The organism is Brevundimonas sp. PWP3-1b1, from assembly GCF_049896065.1.
Lineage (GTDB): Bacteria > Pseudomonadota > Alphaproteobacteria > Caulobacterales > Caulobacteraceae > Brevundimonas > Brevundimonas intermedia_B.
The window spans coordinates 2,154,462-2,172,465 of the sequence record NZ_JAFCTO010000001.1; the positions used below are offsets into that span (position 1 = coordinate 2,154,462).

20 protein-coding genes are annotated in these 18,004 nt (G+C 66.2%); 11 read left to right on the forward strand and 9 right to left on the reverse strand.

Annotated elements, in window-relative coordinates; translation table 11 throughout:
- Positions 1 to 220 precede the first annotated feature (220 nt).
- Positions 221 to 1,042, reverse strand: a complete 822-nt coding sequence (locus ACP69V_RS10610; protein WP_426023793.1) for a DUF3800 domain-containing protein — start codon at positions 1,040 to 1,042, stop codon at positions 221 to 223.
- Positions 1,043 to 1,134: 92 nt separating this feature from the next.
- A complete protein-coding gene (locus tag ACP69V_RS10615; RefSeq protein WP_426023794.1) occupies positions 1,135 to 1,947 on the reverse strand; it encodes a hypothetical protein in 813 nt (270 codons plus the stop codon).
- Between the two features lie 306 nt (positions 1,948 to 2,253).
- Here ACP69V_RS10615 and ACP69V_RS10620 point away from each other — a divergent pair, with 306 nt between their 5' ends.
- The 4 genes from ACP69V_RS10620 (at position 2,254) to uvrC (ending at position 5,867) form a co-directional block, all read left to right on the forward strand.
- Positions 2,254 to 2,724 (forward strand): NUDIX domain-containing protein, encoded by a 471-nt coding sequence (locus ACP69V_RS10620; protein ID WP_426023795.1) that lies wholly within the window; start codon positions 2,254 to 2,256, stop codon positions 2,722 to 2,724.
- A gap of 200 nt (positions 2,725 to 2,924) precedes the next feature.
- The gene (locus ACP69V_RS10625) at positions 2,925 to 3,542 is read left to right on the forward strand and encodes a hypothetical protein (RefSeq protein WP_426023796.1); all 618 of its coding nucleotides are present in this window, start codon (positions 2,925 to 2,927) and stop codon (positions 3,540 to 3,542) included.
- Positions 3,539 to 3,985 (forward strand): DMT family transporter, encoded by a 447-nt coding sequence (locus tag ACP69V_RS10630; RefSeq protein WP_135193410.1) that lies wholly within the window; start codon positions 3,539 to 3,541, stop codon positions 3,983 to 3,985. The genes ACP69V_RS10625 and ACP69V_RS10630 overlap by 4 nt, the downstream gene beginning before the upstream one ends.
- A 16-nt stretch (positions 3,986 to 4,001) precedes the next feature.
- Entirely contained in the window at positions 4,002 to 5,867 is a 1,866-nt protein-coding gene (uvrC, locus tag ACP69V_RS10635; RefSeq protein ID WP_426023797.1) for an excinuclease ABC subunit UvrC, read from the forward strand.
- Between the two features lie 6 nt (positions 5,868 to 5,873).
- Here uvrC and ACP69V_RS10640 read toward each other — a convergent pair whose 3' ends face one another.
- A complete protein-coding gene (locus tag ACP69V_RS10640; RefSeq protein ID WP_426023798.1) occupies positions 5,874 to 6,260 on the reverse strand; it encodes a PIN domain-containing protein in 387 nt (128 codons plus the stop codon).
- A 2-nt stretch (positions 6,261 to 6,262) separates the two neighbouring features.
- Positions 6,263 to 6,499, reverse strand: coding sequence for an antitoxin (locus tag ACP69V_RS10645; protein ID WP_409714150.1), 237 nt, complete (start codon positions 6,497 to 6,499; stop codon positions 6,263 to 6,265).
- A gap of 68 nt (positions 6,500 to 6,567) precedes the next feature.
- Between ACP69V_RS10645 and ACP69V_RS10650 the strand changes: the two genes are divergently transcribed.
- Positions 6,568 to 7,188, forward strand: coding sequence for a carbonic anhydrase (locus ACP69V_RS10650; protein ID WP_346495010.1), 621 nt, complete (start codon positions 6,568 to 6,570; stop codon positions 7,186 to 7,188).
- A gap of 44 nt (positions 7,189 to 7,232) precedes the next feature.
- Positions 7,233 to 7,877 (forward strand): CDP-diacylglycerol--glycerol-3-phosphate 3-phosphatidyltransferase, encoded by a 645-nt coding sequence (gene pgsA, locus ACP69V_RS10655; protein WP_426024057.1) that lies wholly within the window; start codon positions 7,233 to 7,235, stop codon positions 7,875 to 7,877.
- Here the strand turns inward: pgsA and ACP69V_RS10660 are convergent.
- Both ACP69V_RS10660 and ACP69V_RS10665 read right to left on the reverse strand, forming a co-directional pair.
- On the reverse strand, positions 7,874 to 8,392 hold the full coding sequence (locus tag ACP69V_RS10660) for a retropepsin-like aspartic protease family protein (protein WP_426023799.1): 519 nt from the start codon (positions 8,390 to 8,392) through the stop codon (positions 7,874 to 7,876). The two genes, pgsA and ACP69V_RS10660, sit on opposite strands and share 4 nt — an antisense overlap.
- Positions 8,393 to 8,467: 75 nt before the next feature.
- Positions 8,468 to 8,689, reverse strand: a complete 222-nt coding sequence (locus ACP69V_RS10665; RefSeq protein WP_426023800.1) for a DUF1289 domain-containing protein — start codon at positions 8,687 to 8,689, stop codon at positions 8,468 to 8,470.
- 156 nt (positions 8,690 to 8,845) lie between these two features.
- Between ACP69V_RS10665 and ACP69V_RS10670 the strand changes: the two genes are divergently transcribed.
- Positions 8,846 to 8,998, forward strand: coding sequence for a hypothetical protein (locus tag ACP69V_RS10670; protein ID WP_167762455.1), 153 nt, complete (start codon positions 8,846 to 8,848; stop codon positions 8,996 to 8,998).
- A gap of 118 nt (positions 8,999 to 9,116) precedes the next feature.
- Positions 9,117 to 9,914, forward strand: coding sequence for a crotonase/enoyl-CoA hydratase family protein (locus tag ACP69V_RS10675; protein WP_426023801.1), 798 nt, complete (start codon positions 9,117 to 9,119; stop codon positions 9,912 to 9,914).
- 12 nt (positions 9,915 to 9,926) lie between these two features.
- Here ACP69V_RS10675 and ACP69V_RS10680 read toward each other — a convergent pair whose 3' ends face one another.
- From ACP69V_RS10680 to ACP69V_RS10690, 3 genes are read right to left on the reverse strand one after another with little or no spacing between them, the layout of a single operon-like run.
- Positions 9,927 to 10,931, reverse strand: coding sequence for an efflux RND transporter periplasmic adaptor subunit (locus ACP69V_RS10680; RefSeq protein ID WP_426023802.1), 1,005 nt, complete (start codon positions 10,929 to 10,931; stop codon positions 9,927 to 9,929).
- 37 nt (positions 10,932 to 10,968) lie between these two features.
- A complete protein-coding gene (locus tag ACP69V_RS10685) occupies positions 10,969 to 11,727 on the reverse strand; it encodes an ABC transporter ATP-binding protein (protein ID WP_426017983.1) in 759 nt (252 codons plus the stop codon).
- A gap of 5 nt (positions 11,728 to 11,732) precedes the next feature.
- On the reverse strand, positions 11,733 to 12,905 hold the full coding sequence (locus ACP69V_RS10690) for an ABC transporter permease (RefSeq protein WP_426023803.1): 1,173 nt from the start codon (positions 12,903 to 12,905) through the stop codon (positions 11,733 to 11,735).
- Positions 12,906 to 13,118: 213 nt separating this feature from the next.
- On the opposite strand from ACP69V_RS10690, the gene ACP69V_RS10695 reads away from it, so the two are divergent.
- The 3 genes from ACP69V_RS10695 to ACP69V_RS10705 all read left to right on the forward strand — a co-directional run bounded on the left by ACP69V_RS10695 (position 13,119) and on the right by ACP69V_RS10705 (position 17,957).
- Positions 13,119 to 15,212 carry a S46 family peptidase gene (locus ACP69V_RS10695; protein ID WP_426023804.1) on the forward strand — a complete coding sequence of 698 codons (2,094 nt, stop codon included), beginning with the start codon at positions 13,119 to 13,121 and terminating at the stop codon, positions 15,210 to 15,212.
- A gap of 172 nt (positions 15,213 to 15,384) precedes the next feature.
- Entirely contained in the window at positions 15,385 to 17,451 is a 2,067-nt protein-coding gene (locus ACP69V_RS10700; protein WP_426023805.1) for a S46 family peptidase, read from the forward strand.
- Positions 17,448 to 17,957, forward strand: a complete 510-nt coding sequence (locus ACP69V_RS10705; RefSeq protein WP_426023806.1) for a GNAT family N-acetyltransferase — start codon at positions 17,448 to 17,450, stop codon at positions 17,955 to 17,957. The genes ACP69V_RS10700 and ACP69V_RS10705 overlap by 4 nt, the downstream gene beginning before the upstream one ends.
- The last annotated feature ends 47 nt before the right edge of the window (positions 17,958 to 18,004 follow it).

An 18,004-nucleotide genomic window follows, 5' to 3' on the forward strand; every position in this document is an offset into this window, starting at 1 on the left:
GCCTTTGCTGCGTCCTCTCACCTAACCCGCCGCATGCACACCGAACGGAAACAATCCAGCTTGATATCCTGCAGGGATCAGAGCAGCTTCATTAGCGGCGGGAACGTCGGAACACCCTTCGCTTCTCGGCAGGTCGCGAGGAGCAATCAGTCGGACGGTTGTCGCTGAATGGCAGCCTATAAGGCGCGCTGGTGTAAAGAAGGCCGGGCCCGCCAACTTCTCAGAGCTTGAATCCGTAGGCATCGAAAATCTGTCGGCGATTCGCATCAAGGCGACGATCGCTACGTTTGAGAGGCATCAGAGTAAGGCCGCAGTCCTCTACCCGCCCTGCCTGCGTTCGACAGACCTTAGGTTTAAGCGCGAGAGCTGGTGCAAGGTCCCATGTTTTGCCGTCCACGTTGACTGCTTGGTAAAATGCGCTCGCGACTATGTCGGCTAGCTGCACCCCCGCGTTAGTTCGAGCGGGGACTGGCTCGTACAAGGTGGAATGTAGAACATCCCATGCAATGGTACGGGCATTAAGATAGGCTCTCTCGCCCTGCAACCTCAGAAGCTCATGGTAAGCGAGCATCTGTGTGTAGCGCAGCCCACCTGTGGCCGAGAGCACCAGCCGCGCCGGGCGAACCTCGCCGTGATCGGCTAGAGACCGAACTCTAATCCAGTGGGTAACCCGCTCTAACAATACGCGAAGTACCCAGTTGTAGAACTGGAACTGGCCATTACGCCGGTCAGCGCGGGTGTTCTCGTGGCCGCTCATATTGGGTTTATGGGATACCACTGCAAATAGGCGGCACGGCTTATCGGCCAACAATTCACAAGCAAGGCGCCGTCGGTCTCCGGGAAGAACGTCCTTGTAGTGAAAGAACGGCTTCTGGTTCTGATTCACTGCAGCCTTGATGTCTCTGACCCAGGCGACCGTTTCTGCGTCCCTACTCTGGTCGATAACAAGCGCACCCATGGTGAACCATTCTGATGCCCCTTTAGGCGCGGCCGGTGCGACGGATCGGATGCCTGGGTCACCCGCCTCGTCGATAAAGATCACGTAACCTGGCTGCTTTGGCATGGCCCCTCCTGTGAACAGCTAGAGACAGGCGCAACCAAGAGTCGAGTCCCGACCGCACTTCAAGCAAGTGGCTAGAAGTTCGTCAAACCGAGGAAGTCCGACATCCATTGACGTTCCTCATCTGAGGGGTCGTAAGCTACGCCGCCCCCCGCAGCTTTCCAGTACCTCGGAAATTGCACTTCATCGTGGAACGCCAGCTCGGCCGCCAGATAGAGCATCCACACTCCGCCTCTAAGGCTGCCGATTATGAAGCTCAAAGCCTGATCATTTGGGCTGTAGGGCGATAGTTGCTCAAAGGCGGCGTGGGTGGGGCCAACATGCACGAACTCTTCGCTCAACATGCCGTAGTATCGACCGAGTGGGGGGAGCACCTTACTCGCCCAGCCGATGCACTTGGTCGACCTCAGGGTTCCCGCGTGGAACTCATTCAACGCAGTCGGGACATGGCTTAACGCAATTATCGTAGCGATCGTTTCTACGAACGTTCGAGCCAATATACCATACTGCCTGCGGTAACCGTGCCGTGCCACTTCAATGCTCGCCAGATAAGTATATGACGCGCTTGAGAATAGGCGAGAGACGGTTGCCTTGTACCCCGCGTCGTCGAGACGATGCAGGTGCCGTGTGACGAGACCTTGGGCCGCCCCAAAAAGTGCGCTGCAAGCGGCGAGGTCGTTGCGAGAAACTTGGTCAAACGAGCGCCGGATTTTTGGCCCGTCGCGACTGAGCTGGTTCAGGATCATGTCCTTGGTGGTAAAGACCACTCGCTGTTTTTCCGGGTCTATCCGAGCGGAAGCGATGTTGCCGGAGGCTACCAACTTTTCCCGACGCCGAACTGCACGTCTTCTGGACTGTCTGTTCACGGGCTTCACTTCAATGGCCACTGGCTCAATCCGAGACCCAAGGGGAGGAAACTTATAGACCAGCGCTTTCAGACTTGGACAGTCTTCAGTCTGGCAAATTCCATTTGCAAGGCGCTCTAGCAAAGAGCGCTCTAAATATTCATTGGCGTATAGCCGCCCCATATGTCCCACTCGAAACAGACGCTCTACTAACCTAGCGTGCCGTCTGATCCGGCTGCTGGTGGCGAAAAGCGTCCCTCGCCCATGATGCCGCCCCAGCCCCTTCCCTCCCGCCCTCAAAAATGATCGAACGTCGCGCCACACATTACGGCCAACGGCGGACAAACCATGATCTGGCGCATCCACGTCGAACCCTTCACCCGCCCGCTCTTCTTCGCCTGGTCGCGGCTGACGCGCGGCAAGACGCTGGGCGTGCGGGCGGTGGCGGTGGATGCGGAGGGGCGGGTGCTGATGGTCCGGCACACCTATCTGGCCGGCTGGTGGTTGCCGGGCGGCGGGGTGGATCGGGGCGAGACGACCCAGGCCGCCGTGGTGCGTGAACTGCACGAAGAGGCCGGGCTGATCGCGCGGTCGGCGCCGCGCCTGGTCTCGATCCATTCCAACGACCGCTTCTTTCCCGGCGACCATGTCGTCGTCTTCCGCCTGGACGACTTCGACCGGGGCGAGCGCACCAGTCATGGCGAGATCGCCGAGGTCGGCTGGTTCTCGCCCTCCGACCTGCCCGCCGACACGAACCGGGGCTGTCGCGCGCGTCTGGCCGAAATCTTCGACGGCGCCCCGGTCGATCCCGACTGGTGAGGCCCGCCGCCGTCTCCTCCCTGCTTTGCGGGGAGGTGGCGCGGCGCGTCTTCGCGCCGTGACGGAGGGGTTCTGCACCGCATCACCGGCGCCTGTGGGACTTCAAGAGCCCCTCCACCGCTACGCGGTCCCCCTCCCAACGCTGTGGGGAGGAGACGTGTGCGTCCGCATCTGACGCAGGCGCGTGCCAGCGTCCGCCCATGACCCAAGCCGCCCCCGTCTATCGCGTCCGTTCGCAGCAAGTCTGGGACCTGGCCCGCGACGACTATCTGGCGGGCGAGCCGGCGCGGGTCGTCTGCCGCCGCTACGACCTGGGCCTCTCGGCCTTTCGCGTTCGCGCCCGCAAGGCGGGCTGGCGACTACAGGATCAGGACGATCCCGACATGTATGATCCCGCCGTCGAGCTTGAGGACATCGAGGACATCGACCTGTCGGCCATGGCCCTGTCGGCGCGGCGTCGCCTGCAACTGTCGCTGATGGACGGCGAGGCGACCGAGGCCCTGCGCTGGCTCAAGATCTTCGAGACCCTGTCGTCCATCGCGCCCGAAACGCCCGCCGAAACCCAGAATGTGCACAGATTGCACTCTGATTTTTCGCCCGCCGCGTCCGATCTGGACGATCTGGACGAAGTGCACACTTTGCACCCCGTTTTCGACGACGCCGGGTCCGAACTGGACGAAGTGCACAGATTGCACCCTGTTTTGACGCCGCCCGCCCCTCAACCCCTGAACCGCGCCGAGCGCCGCCGTCTGCGTCGCGCCGGCCGCCTCAAGCCGCCCTCCGCATCCGGCGAAAGCCGTGCTAGCCAGGGGCCATGAACCCGTCCCTGCTCGCCATCCTCGTCGTCATCCTGGCCGGCGGCGCCACCGCCCTCCAGGCGCCGACCAACGCCAAACTGGCCACGGCGGTCGCCTCGCCGGTCAACGCGGCCTTCATCTCCTTCGCGGTCGGCACGACCGTGCTGGGGATCGTGGCCGCCCTGATGCATACGCGGCCGGACTTCGCCGCCACCCGCGCCCTGCCCTGGTACGCCTGGCTGGGCGGGGTCTACGGCGCCTGTTTCGTGGTCGCCGCCGCCTGGGGCGTGCCGCGCCTGGGCGTGGCCATGACCATCACCCTGATGGTCGGGGGCCAGCTGCTGCTCAGCCTGATCCTCGACCATTTCGGCGCCCTAGGCGTGCCGCGCCAGCCGCTGAACATCGGCCGCATCGCCGGCGTGGGCCTGGTTCTGGCGGGCGTCCTTCTGGTTCGGCGGTCGTGAGCCTATATCCCCCCGGATGACCGAGGAGACGCTCGATTCGAACCTGACGGCCGCCGCCCTGATCGCCGACGAGGCGCGTCGCGCGCCGGACAAGCCGGGCGTCTATCGCATGTACGGCGAGGACGGGTCGTGCCTGTACGTCGGCAAGGCCAAGTCGCTGAAGAAGCGCATCGTCCAGTATGCGCAAGGGCGCTTCCACACCCAGCGCATCGGCCTGATGGTGGCCCAAACCCGGTCGATGGAGCTGGTCGTCACCGCCTCCGAGACCGAGGCCCTGCTGCTGGAATCCAACTTCATCAAGAAGCTGAAGCCGCGCTTCAACGTCCTGCTGCGCGACGACAAGTCCTTCGCCGAACTGATGATCCGCAGCGACCACCGCGCGCCCCAGGTGAAGAAGCATCGCGGCGCCCATGTCACCCCCGGCCACTATTTCGGCCCCTTCGCCTCGACCTGGGCGGTCAACCGAACGCTGAACACGCTGCAGAAGGCCTTCCTGCTGCGCTCCTGTTCGGACAGCGTCTACGAGACCCGCACCCGGCCCTGTATGCTGCACCAGATCAAGCGCTGCTCGGCCCCCTGCACCGGCCTGATCAGCCTTGAAGACTACGGCGAACTGGTCACCGAGGCCGAACAGTTCCTGCGCGGCAAGTCGCGCGCCGTCATCGGCCGCCTGTCGCAGGAGATGCAGGCCGCCTCCGACGCCATGGACTTCGAACAGGCCGCCCGCGTCCGCGACCGCATCCGCGCCCTGTCCGCCATTTCGATGGAGAACTCCGTCAGCGCCGACAGCGTGGCCGAGGGCGACGTCTTCGCCCTGCACTCCGACGGCGGCCAGGCCTGCGTCCAGGTCTTCTTCTATCGCGCCGGCCAGAACTGGGGCGGCCGTGCCTATTTCCCGCGCGTGGACAAGACCGACACTGACCCGGAGATCCTGGCCGCCTTCCTGGGCCAGTTCTATGAGGACAAGCCGATCCCGCGACTGATCCTGTCCAACGTCCGCCCGCACGAGCTGGAGCTGCTGGAAGAGGCCTTCTCGATGAAGGCCGACCGCAAGATAGAGATCGTCCGGCCCCAGCGCGGCGAGAAACTGGCCCTGGTCGATCACGCCCTGACCAACGCCCGCGAGGCCCTGGGCCGCCGCCTGGCCGAAAGCTCGGCCCAGGGCAAGATCCTGGACGAGGTCTGCGAGGCCTTCGGCCTGGAAACCCGGCCCGAGCGGATCGAGATCTACGACAACGCCCATATCCAGGGCACCAATGCGGTCGGCGGCATGGTCGTGGCCGGCCCCGACGGCTTCCAGAAGTCGCAGTATCGCAAGTTCAACATCCGCGGCGAGGACCTGACCCCCGGCGACGACTACGGCATGATGCGCGAGGTGATGCGCCGCCGCTTCGCCCGCCTGGTCAAGGACGAGGAAGAGGGCGAGGACGCCGTCCGCCCCGACCTGCTGCTGATCGACGGCGGCGCGGGTCAGCTGGCCGAGGTGCTGGCGGTCCTGGCCGACCTGGGCCTGGACGACATCGCCGTGGTCGGCGTCGCCAAGGGGCCGGACCGCGATGCGGGGATGGAGAAGTTCTTCATGCCCGGCAAGCCGCCCTTCATGCTGCCGCTGAAGTCCCCGGCCCTCTACTACCTCCAGCGGCTGCGCGACGAGGCCCACCGTTTCGCCAACGGCGCCCACGCCAAGCGACGCTCGATGGACATCAAGAAGAACCCCTTGGACGAGATCGAAGGCGTCGGCCCCGGCCGCAAGAAGGCCCTGCTCCACGCCTTCGGCTCCGCCAAGGGCGTCGGCCGCGCCTCGGTGTCGGACCTGGTCAAGGTGGACGGCATCAACCAGCCCCTGGCCGAACGCATCCACGCCTTCTTCAGGAAGAGCTGACCCGCCTCACCATTCCAGCAGGGTCAGACCCGGGATGTCGCGAAAGTCGTCGGCATTGCAGGTCACCAGGGTCGCGCCCGAAGTGATCGCCTGCGCCGCGATCATCCGATCCAGCACCTTGCGACGCGAGAAGCCGCAGATCTCGACGATCGCGCGATAAGCCTGCGCCTCGGCTGACCCGAACGGCAGGACCGGTACGGCGTCCAGCAACGCGTCGAGCCTGGCGCGCCGGTCATCGGCGTTCACGTCCGGACGGCCAAGATCGGCTTCAAGCTCTACGCGGCTTATGACCGACAGCAGAAGCGGCGGGTCCAAGGCATCCACCTTCGCATCGATCAGCGCATCGCCATCCCGCAGGTGGATGGCGACATTGGTGTCGAGCAAATAGGCCATGCCTAGAGACCCGGCCGTTCCGGTATTTCGACCTCGTGGCGGACCCCGATGCTTGAAGGCTTGGGCAGGCTGCGCAGCTTGGCCAGCATCTCCTTGACGGACTTCTGCTTGGGCGAAATCGTCACGACATCCCCCTTGCGCTCGATCTCGACCTCGACGCCGGGGCCGAACGAGATTTCCTTGGGCAGGCGCACGGCGTCGCTGTTGCCGCTGCGGAATGTTCGACTGGTGACAGCCATGGCGCGCTCCTTCGTATAGACACGTATACACGATTTATCGGCGGCGCTCAAAGCGCTACAGGCGCAGCATGAGCGATATCGAAGACGAACTGACCGCCGGCTATCGCCGTTTCCGGGCCGAGCATTGGCCGACGGCCCACGCCGAATATGAGGCCCTGGCCCAGGGGCAGAAGCCGCACACCCTGATCGTGGCCTGTTCCGACAGCCGCGCCGATCCGGCCCTGATCTTCGACGCCGCCCCGGGCCAGCTGTTCGTGGTCCGCAACGTCGCCAATCTGGTGCCGCCCTACGAGCCTGACGGTCGCCTGCACGGCGTGTCGGCGGCGCTGGAGTTCGGGGTCAAGGTGTTGAACGTCAAACGGATCGTGGTCATGGGCCACGCCCACTGCGGCGGGGTCAACGCCATGCTGAACGGCGCGCCGGATAGCTGCGCCGACTTCGTCGCCCCTTGGGTCGCGCAAGGCACGCCCGTGGTCCAGCACGTCGCCGAGACCGTCGCGCCGGATCAGCTGGAGCGCGCGGCCGAAGAGGCCATCGTCCGGCTGTCGATCCGAAACCTGCGCACCTTCCCCTGGATCGCCGAGCGCGAGGCCAAGGGCGAGTTGGAGCTCAGCGGCCTGCACTTTGGCATCGCCGAGGGCGCCCTGACCGTCATGACCGACAAGCCCCGGTTCGAACCGTTGGCCTGACCGGCGAACCGTGTCACACCCGGCGCGTTGAAACGGACATGACCATGACAGCCGCCCACCGCGCCAATCCCATCCCCAACATCCTGACCGGCCTGCGCCTTGTGGCCGGGGTGGTGATGTTCGCCATGATGGCCGGCGCGGCGCCGGGCGCGCTGGAGGCCTGGCTTTCGCCGGAAACCCAGGGGCGTTTCAGCGTCTGGGCCTTCTGGATCTTCGTCATCGCCGCCTCGACCGACTGGGTCGACGGCTTCCTGGCCAGACGCTGGAACTCTACCACGCGTTGGGGCGCCATTCTCGATCCGATCGCCGACAAGGTGCTGGTGACGGGCGCCATCCTGGGCGTTCTGGCCTCGGGTTCGCTGCCCGGTATCGCCCTGCCCTGCGGTCTGATCCTGTTCCGGGAGTTCGCGGTTTCCGCCCTGCGCGAGACCATGGCCGGGCGGATCGAGCTGCCCGTCACCCTGGCGGCCAAGTGGAAGACGACGGTTCAGATGGTCGCTCTGGCCGCCCTTCAGCTGACCCTGTTGTGGGACGCCCTGGGCCTGCAGAATCCTGACGGCTCGCCGCTGGCCTGGCAGCCGGCGTTCGAATCCTTCGCCATCTTCCTGATCTGGTTCGCCGCCATCATCACCCTGTGGACGGGCTGGCAGTACTTCAGCGAAGCTCGTCGCCAGATGAAGGATCTCTAGGGCCGCAGCGTCAGACCGACCGGCGTGGCCTCGAAGGCCGACAACCGGCCCAGATAGCTCATGCCCAGCAGGGAGTATTCGAGGCCCTGCTCCACGACCAGCGCCTCGACCTCGTCCACCCGCGCCCCGGCGACCGAGACCGATTTCAGCTGAACCGGGGCGGCGCGCACCACGCCCGAGGCTGTCTGGACGCGGCCGGTGAAATCCGCCGGTTCGGGATCGACGCCCAGGCGCAGGGCGTCCGCCCGCGTTAGGGCCACGACGCTGGCGCCGGTGTCCACCAGCACCCGCACCGCCCGACCTTCGATCTTGGCCTGGGCCCAGTAGTGACCATCCGCGCCCTTGACCACCTGGGCGTCCGTGCCTGACGCCGAGGCGGTCGAAGCCGCGACCACGGGCGTCGCCGCCTGGGCCGCGCCGTCCCCCTCCAGATGCCGGATCGTCAGCGCCGTTCCGAACGACGCCATGAGGGCGACGCCGAGCACGATGACGGACTGGAAATCGATACGAGCCATGTCGCCGGTCTAAGGCGCCAGCGTTTGGATGCCGTGAAACGACGTGGCTGACGAAAGCTTAAACCCCGAACCGCGCTAGCCCAGTTTGGCCGGATCAACCTGAGACCGCCGCGTGGGCAGGTCGGCCATGACCGCCGCGCGTTCGTCGTCGCTGAGCGCGCGCCAGCCGGCGATCTCCTTCAACGTTCGGAAACAGCCCAGGCACAGGCCGCTCTCGCCATCGACGACGCAGACCATGACGCAAGGCGTGGCGATGGCCTTGGGCGGTCCCGGCCTGCTCGGGATGGGGACGCTCATTGTGACACGGACGCGAAATACACTCCGACTCCTGACGAATAAATTTGCAAATTCACGAAACCGTCTTATATTGCCTCATGACGCGAAACGACTGACGGTGGAATCCCATTGGTACGACGCGTCTCTTTTCATCGTTCTGCGAAAGGAGACGCCAAGATGAACGATAAGGAGCGTAACCTCCAACACGCCATGATGTCCTTCGCCCTTTGGGGCGGGATGCTGGTCAACAGTCGGCATATGCCGTCGAACTCCAGTCGGGTGGTCAGCCATCCGTCGAACTTCGTACCCTATACGATCAAGAAACGCTGACGGCCCTTTTCGGCCCAAGCCTGGAAAAAGCCCCGGTCTCGGCCGGGGCTTTTGCAATTCCGGACTTGCCTGACGCGGCGTTCGCAGCCGATGACGGACGCGAACACGGAGACGACACATGGGCCTGATCGCCGAAGACCGCCAGGGTTCGATCCTGATCTGGACGCTGGACCGCGAGGCGCGTCTGAACGCCCTGCCCGACCTGACCGACGGCGACGAGGTGGCGGCGGCGTGCGAGCGGGTCAACGCCGATCCGTCGATACGCTGCGTGGTCCTGACCGGCGCAGGGCGGGCCTTCTCCGCCGGCGGAGACCTGACGGCCATGCGCGACCGTCGCGACCTGTTCGAGGGGTCGGGCGCCGCCATCCACGAACGCTATCGTCGTGTCGTCCACCGGATCGTGCGGTCGCTGTACGGGCTGGAGGTTCCGCTGATCGCCGCCGTCAACGGGCCGGCCATGGGGCTGGGCTGCGACATCGCCGGCCTGGGCGACATCCGGATCGCTTCGGATCGCGCCAGCTTCGGCGTGCCGTTCCTGAAGCTGGGCATCATTCCCGGCGACGGCGGGTCGTGGCTGCTGCCGCGCAATATCGGCTATGCCCGCGCCGCCGAGATGCTGTTCACCGCCCGATCCATCGACGCCGCGACGGCCGCAGAATGGGGCTTGGTCAATCGCGTGGTCGCCCATGACAGTCTGATGGACGAGGCCCTGACCACCGCCGCCCAGGTCGCGGCCCAGCCGCCGCACGCCCTGCGCATGGCCAAGACCCTGTTGCGCCAGGGGCGCGACACGACCTTCGATCAGATGCTGGAGATGTCGGCGGCCATGCAGGCCCTGGCCCACCTGACCGAGGATCATCAGGAAGGCGTCGCCGCCGTGCTGGAAAAGCGGCCGGGCGATTTCACCGGCCGCTGATGCACTCGCGTTCTACTGGGTGCGCATCGCCTGGTTGGGACCGACGCCAGCGGCGACGGCGCGCTTGGCCCCGGCGGTCTCGCCGGGCTTCATGAACTTGACCAGCACCCGCTGACCGATCAGCAGGGGTGCGTCGCCGGCCGAGGCGACCACCTCGACCACCCGCTCGTCGGTGCGCTGCGACGGATCGTCGGAGGCCAGCTTGCGGGCGCCGAACACCGCCGCACGACGCATCACCGCGCCGATATAGACCTTGGTGGCGTCGCCTTCGGGGCTGATCTCGACGGCCTGGCCATCGGTCAGGTTGGGCAGGTCGCTCTCGACCACCTCGGCGCGGACGATGCGCGGGGCGTCGGGCTCCAGGTCGAACATGTTCGAGACATTCAGGGTCGAGGCGCCGGCGCCGGGGTTGGCGTAACGGCGCACGATCCGGCCGTCGCTGGGCGCACGGATGATCGTCAGTTCCTGATCGTAACGCGCCTGGTTCAACTGGGCGCGGGCGGTCTGGACGGCGGCGGTCTGGGAACCAAGGCGCGCCTGGGCGGTGGCGATCTGGTCTTCGGCCTGGTCCATGCGCTGGGCGGCGACGAAGTTGGTGGCGACCAGCCGTTGCAGACGATCGCGTTCGCGCTGGGCCGTGCGAATATCGACGCGGATCTGGGCCAGCTGGCTCTCGGCCTGGAACACGGCGGCCTGGGCGCTTTGCACCGCCAGCCGGGCCTCGTCGTCCTCCTGGCGGGCCAGGATCTGGCCGGCGACGACGCGGTCGCCCTCCTGCACCAGAACGTCGCGCACGATGCCGCCGCGACGGGCCGCGATCTGGATGATCCCGCCCTCGACATCGACCTTGCCGTTGGCGATGGCGGCATAGGGGCTCTCGACCTTGGTGGCCGCCGCCTTCTCCTGCTCGACCTTCTTGGTCTTGGCGGCGGACTGGAACAGCATGAAGCCGACCACCAGCACGATCACCAGCAGCAGGCCGATCCAGGTGCGTTTTTTCTTCAGAAAGCCGGGCATTGGCGTGTCGTCCTAAGAGGAGAATTCGTCGTGTCGGTTAGTGGGACGCCAGGATGGCGTTCGGATCGGGGATGCGGCGCTGGTCGTCCAGGATCTTGCCGTCCTCGATATGGATGACCCGGTCGGCCCAGGCCTCCAGGCGCGGATCGTGGGTCACGCAGATCACGGCGGCGCCGTGTTCGGTGGCGGCGCGACGCAGCAGCTTGATCACCACCTGGCCGTTCTCGCCGTCCAGAGCCGAGGTCGGTTCGTCGGCGAACAGGATCTTGGGATCCTTGGCCAGGGCGCGGGCGATGGCGACGCGCTGCTTCTCGCCGCCGGACAGGGCCGCCGGCCGCTGGTGCAGGCGATGGCCCAGGCCGACTTCTTCCAGCGCGGTCGTGGCGCGTTTCCTGGCCTGGCCGGAGGTCAACCCCTGGAACTTCAGCACCGTCTCGACCTGCTGCAGCGCCGTCAGTGCGGGGAACAAGTTGAAGCCCTGGAAGATGAAGCCGCAGTTATCCAGCCGGAACTTGTCGATCCGGCCCGAGGACAGTTTCCACAGGTCGTCCACGTCCAGCACGTCCACTCGACCCTCTTCGGGTTTCAGCAGGCCGGACAGGGCCGCGATCAGGGTGGACTTGCCCGAGCCGGACGGCCCCATGACCATGGTCAGGTCGCCGTGTCTGGCGTCGAAATCGACGCCCTTCAACACCTCGACCCAGGCTTTGCCGGATTTGAACCGCTTGACCAGGCTCTTGGCCTCGATGGCGAAGTCGCCGTGCTTGCCGTGAACCTTTGTATGCCCAGAACTCATGTCGGTCATCGCAGCAGGTCCGCCGGTTGGCTGTTCTTGAGGATGCCCAGCGAAAGCAGGCCCGACACCATGGCGATGGCGATCAGGCCGATCCCCACGACGATCAACAAAGACAGCGGCAGGGCGATAATCACCGCCCCCATCATCGCCAGCAACGACACCAGCCAGGTCAGGACGATGGCCGCGATCACGCCGACGACGCCGACCCAGAAGCTGAGTTCGACCACGATCCGGCGGAGGCTGCCCATGCTGACGCCCAGGGCGCGCAGCGAGGCGAATTCCTTGATATTGGCCATGATGGCGCCGCGCAGGGTCTGCCAGGTGATGGCGACGCCGATGATGATGCCCAGCACGACGCAGCCGCCGATGATGATGACCAGAATGCCTTCCTCGAACATCGCGCCGGCGTTGGCGTCGGCCAGTTGCTGCTTGGTCCAGGCCTTCCACTGGCCGGCGCCCATGGCGTTCAGCTGAGCCACCACGACGGGCGCGCGGGCCGGATCGCGCAGTTTGACCATCAGGGGGCCGACGCGCGGGCCGGTGGACGCCTGGCCCAGCATCCGCAGGGTGTCGCGCGACATGACCACGCCCGGCTGCATCATGTTGGGATAGCCGCGCGTCACGCCGACCACGGTAACGGTCTGGCCGTTATACAGCGCCTTGTCGCCCAGCTTGACGCCCAGGGTCGTCAGCGCCGTCTCGTCCACCGCGACGGTGTAGGGTTGGCGAAGCGCATCGACCAGCTCCTGGGAATAGTCGGTCGGGATCGTCACCGAACCCGGACGGGTGTCGATGATGCTGGCCTGCACGAACTTCTGACGCGCCGCGCCCTGGCTGGCGTTGTCGGCCTGGCTCTTGGTCGGATCGACGTTCTTGATGTTCTGGAAGGTGCCGCCGTCGCCGTCCAGCGGCATGACCTCGACCACTTCGGGATGGTTGTAGGCCAGGGGAATGAAGCGACGCGGCACGCCCGACGGTCCGCCGATCAGGCTCTTGGCCCCGGGCTGCATGATGAACACGTCGGCGTTCGACCGTTCGATGGTCGCGGTGAACCCCTTGCCGATGCCGATGAAGACACCCGTCATCGCCAGGACCAGCAGACCCGAAAGGGCCAGGGCCATGACCGCCGCCATATAGCGGCGCCACTCGAACAGCAGTGTTGAAAGCGCAAGCGACATCGTCGTCGATAAACCCCCGGTACGTCCGCCTATCTGAGCGTGAGCCGCCTCACCGCCAAGTTAAATCGGGGTAAGGGTTCCGCCTCCCAGACATTGCGGGTTCGAAATCAGGGGATTAAGGGCGTTGCAGCCTATTGGCGCCGGCCCTCTATCGGCGTTAGTTACAAGATAACAGATGGGACAGCCGTCCCACGCTCCGGGAAACACGCCTCCATGTCTCTGCCCTCGCTTCGTCTCACCGCCTCGCTGATCGCCCTGGGCGCCGCGACCGCCGTCCTGTCGGCCCCCGCCACGTCCGCCCGCGCCGACGAAGGCATGTGGACCTTCGACAACTTCCCCATCGCGACGGTGAACGAGAAATACGGCACCAACATCGACCAGGCCTGGCTGGACCGCGTGCGCAACGCCGCCGTCCGTCTTCAGGGCTGCTCGGCCTCGCTGGTGTCGAACGAAGGCCTGGTGCTGACGAACCACCACTGCGTCGTGTCCTGTATACAGGACCTGTCCACGGCCGAGAACGACTACGTCAAGAACGGCTGGATGCCCGCCACCCGTGAAGAAGAGAAGAAATGCCCCGGCCAGACGGCCGAAATCCTGACCGACATCGTCGATGTGACCGACCGCGTCACGGGCGCCGGCGCCGGGCTTGAGGGCGCCGCCTTCGTCCAGGCCCGCGCCGCCGAGATCGACAAGATCCAGAAGGAGACCTGCGGCGACGACCAGAAGCTGACCTGCCAGGTCATCAGCTTCTACCGCGGCGGCCAGTACAAGCTGTACAAGTTCCGCAAATATGACGACGTGCGCCTGGTCTTCGCACCCGAGTTCCAGGCGGCCTTCTTCGGCGGCGACCCGGACAACTTCAACTTCCCGCGCTACGCCCTGGATGCCGGCTTCCTGCGCATCTACGAGGACGGCAAGCCGGTCGCCACGCCGAACCACCTGACCTGGAACGCCAATGCGCCCAAGGAGGGCGACGTCACCTTCGTCGCCGGCAACCCCGGCTCGACCCAGCGCCTGTTGACCATGGCCCAGTTGGAGGCCCTGCGCGACCAGCAGATGCCGCTGACCCTGATCCAGTCGTCGGAACTGCGTGGGCGCCTGCTCGAATATTCGACCACCGGCGAAGAGGCCAAGCGCGTCACCGTCGATCCGCTGTTCGGGTTGGAGAACAGCTTCAAGGTCTTCTACGGCCAGCAGGGCGCCCTGACCGATCCGGCCTTCATGGCCACCAAGCGTTCGGAAGAACAGGAACTGCGCCAGCGCGTCGCCGCCGACCCCGCCCTGGCCCAGCGCATCGGCGACCCGTGGGCCGATCTGGAGCGCGTTTCGACCGCCCAGCGCGACCTGTACCTGCCCTACCGCCAGCTGGAATCGGCGGCGGGCCAGCGCTCGTCGCTCTATAGCTACGCCAAGGCCATCGTCCGTGCGTCCAAGGAACGGGCCAAGCCGGTCGCCGAACGCCGCGCCGGCTATTCGGACGCCGACATCGCCTCGCTGGGCCGCCGCCTGGCGGCCGAGACGCCGATCTCGACCGATCTGGAGAAGGTCTTCGTCGATTTCTGGCTGTCCAAGACCCGCGAATACCTGACCGTGGACAACGCCAACGTGAAGGCGCTGCTGGGCAAGGAAAGCCCGGAACAGGTGGCCGAGCGCCTGATCGACGGCACGCGTCTGGCCGATCCGGCCTTCCGCGCCCAGGCCCTGGCCATGACGCCGGAGCAGTTGGCCGCCTCGGGCGATCCGCTGATCGCCTTCGCCTTGGCCAATGACGACGCGGCCCAGGCCGTGCGCACCCAGTGGGAATCGGCCGTGTCCGGCCCGACCAGCCGCGCCGGCGAAAAGATCGCCCAGGCCCGGTTCGCGGTTTACGGGACCAACCTGTATCCCGACGCGACCTTCAGCCTGCGCCTGTCCTATGGCCAGGTGAAGGGCTGGACCTATCGCGGCGTGACGGTGACGCCCTTCACCGAGATCGGCGGCCTGTATGAGCGCAACACCGGCGCCGAGCCCTTCAACGCGGCCGAGGACTGGCTGGCGGCCGAGGGCAAGGTCAACAAGTCGACCGTCTATGACTTCGTCTCGACCAACGACATCATCGGCGGCAACTCGGGCTCGCCCGTGATCAACGCCAAGGGCGAAGTCATCGGCGCGGCCTTCGACGGCAACATACACTCGCTGGGCGGCAGCTTCGGCTACGACCCCGAGCTGAACCGCACGGTGACGGTCTCGACCGCCGCCATCACCGAGGCCCTGCGCAACGTCTACAACCAGCCGCGCCTGCTGCGCGAACTGGGCGTTCGGCGGTAAGACGAAAATCCTTCTCCCCTCGGGGGAGAAGGTGGCTCGCGTTAGCGAGACGGATGAGGGGGCTGGTTGACCCAGACCCCCTTTTTCCGTTTTGAAGGCGGATAGAGCCCCCTCATCCGAGCCCTTCGGGCCCACCTTCTCCCCCGAGGGGAGAAGGATCAGGAGTAGTTTCATGCGCCTCGCCCTTCTCGCCTCCGCCGCCGTCCTCGCCTTCGCCGCCACGTCCGCGCACGCCGAAGAAGGCATGTGGACCTACGACAACTTCCCCATTGCCCGCGCCAACCAGGCGCTGGGAACGACCATCGATCAGGCCTTCCTGGATCGTGTCCGCCTGTCGTCCGTGAAGTTCGGCGGTTGTTCGGCGGGCGTGGTGTCGGGCCAGGGCCTGGTGATGACCAACAACCACTGCGTCGCCACCTGCGTCGCCAACCTGTCCACGCCCCAGGTCAACTACGCCGAGACCGGCTTCACGCCGAAGTCGCGCGAGGAAGAGCTGAAATGCCCCGGCGCGACCGCCGAGATCCTGACCGACATCTCGGACGTGACTGAGCGGATGCACAAGGCCGGCGCCGGTCTTGAGGGACAGGCCTTCACCCAGGCGCGCGACGCCGAGGCCGGCCGGATCGAGACCGAAGCCTGTGGCAATGACCCCAAGATCCGCTGCCAGGTCGTCAGCCTGTACCGGGGCGGCCAGTTCAAGCTCTACAAGTTCCGCAAATATTCCGACGTCCGCCTGGCCTGGGCGCCGGAGGATCGCGCCGCCACCTTCGGCGGCGACCTGGACAACTTCTCCTTCCCCCGTTTCGCCATCGATGCGGCCTTCATCCGCCTTTACGAGGACGGCAAGCCGGTCGAGACCCCGACCCATTTCGCCTGGAATCCGAACAAGCCGACCGAGGGCGAGGCTGTCTTCGTCTCCGGCAACCCCGGCTCGACCCAGCGCCTGCTGACGATGGACCAGCTGACCACCATCCGCGACGTGGTCCTGCCGCTGGACCAGCTGATCGCGTCCGAGCTGCGCGGCCGGTTGATCCGCTATTCGGAAGAGGGCGAGGACCAGGCCTTCATCGCCATGGACCCCATCGTCGGGCTTGAGAACACCTACAAGCGCGGCCGTGGCCGGATGGCCGCCCTGATCGATCCTGCCTTCATGGCCACGAAGGCCGAGCAGGAAGCGGACTTCCGCGCCCGCGCCGCCTCATCCGGCGTCGATCCCTGGACCAGCCTCAGCACGGTCCAGCCCATCGCCCGTGAACTCTATCCCTCCATGGCCTTGCTGGAAGGCGGAACCGGCCTGGGCACCACCTCGGTCGCCGGTGGATCGCAGCTGTTCGCCTGGGCCCGCACCCTGGTGCGCGGCGCCCAGGAGCGGGCCAAGCCGTCGGACCAACGCCTGCCCGAGTTCGCCGACAGCCGCCTGTCGGGCGTCGAATCCCGCCTGTTCGCCGAACGCCCCACCTATCCCGAGCTGGAGCAGATCCGGCTGGAGTGGTGGCTGTCCAAGACCCGCGAATGGCTGACGGTCGACAACCCTTCGGTCCGCACCCTGCTGGGCAAGGAAAGCCCCGAGACCCTGTCGGCCCGCGTCGTCGCCGGCACGACCCTGGCCGACCCGGCCGTGCGCCGCGCCTTGTGGACCGGCGGTCTCGCCGCCGTCCAGGCCTCGACCGACCCGATGATCCAGTACGCCCTGGCGATCGACGCCGACGCCCGCGCCGTGCGCGACGCCTGGGAGACGCGGGTCCAGGCCCCGACCGACCGCGCCTCCGAGCAGCTGGCCGCCGCCCGCTTCGCCGCCTATGGCGACGCCGTCTATCCCGACGCCACCGGCACGCTGCGGCTGACCTATGGCCAGGTCGAAGGCTCGGACGTTCCGGGCCAACGCTTCGCCGCCTTCACCACCTTCGCCGGCCTGTGGGACCGCGCCACCGGCGCCGAACCCTTCGCCGTCGCGCCCAAACTGCTGGCGGCCAAGGACCAGATCGATCCGAACGCCGTCATGGACATGGCCGTCTCGACCGACACCATCGGCGGCTCTTCCGGTTCGCCCGCCATCAACGCGAAGGGCGAGATCATCGGCGCCAACTTCGACTCCACCGTCCTGACCCAGCGCAACGCCTACGGCTACGATCGCGCCGTCAACCGCAGCGTCATCGTCACCACCCAGGCGGTGACCGTCGCTCTGCGCGACGTCTATGGCATGGACCATCTGGTGCGGGAGCTGGGCGTTTCCAGGTGAGCGAGATCGCCTTTCGCGCGGCGACACTCGACGACGTCGCCGCGCTTCATCCCCTGATCGAACGCGCCTATCGCGGCGAGACGGCCAAGGCCGGCTGGACGCACGAGGCGGACCTGCTGTTCGACACCCGCACCAGCGCCGAGGAACTGGCGGGTCTGATCGTCGATCCAGACCGGGTCATCCTGCTGGCCCATCGGGACGGGGTCCTGATCGGCTGTGTCCAGGTCGCCCGTGTCGGCGACGACCGGACCTACCTCGGCATGCTTACTGTCGAACCGACCCTGCAAGCCTCCGGCCTGGGCCGCCGCCTGCTCGCCGCCGCCGAGACCGAGGCCGTCTCCCGGTTCGGCGCGCGTCGCATGGAGATGACCGTCATCCACCGCCGCGCCGAGCTGATTGCCTGGTACGAACGACGCGGCTACCGCCCCAACGGCGAAACCCGGCCCTTCCCCGTCGCGCCGCCCCGGCCGGAGCTGGACTTCGTGGTGCTGGAGAAGGCGCTCTGACCTGATCCTTCTCCCAGTGGGAGAAGGTGGCCCGAAGGGCCGGATGA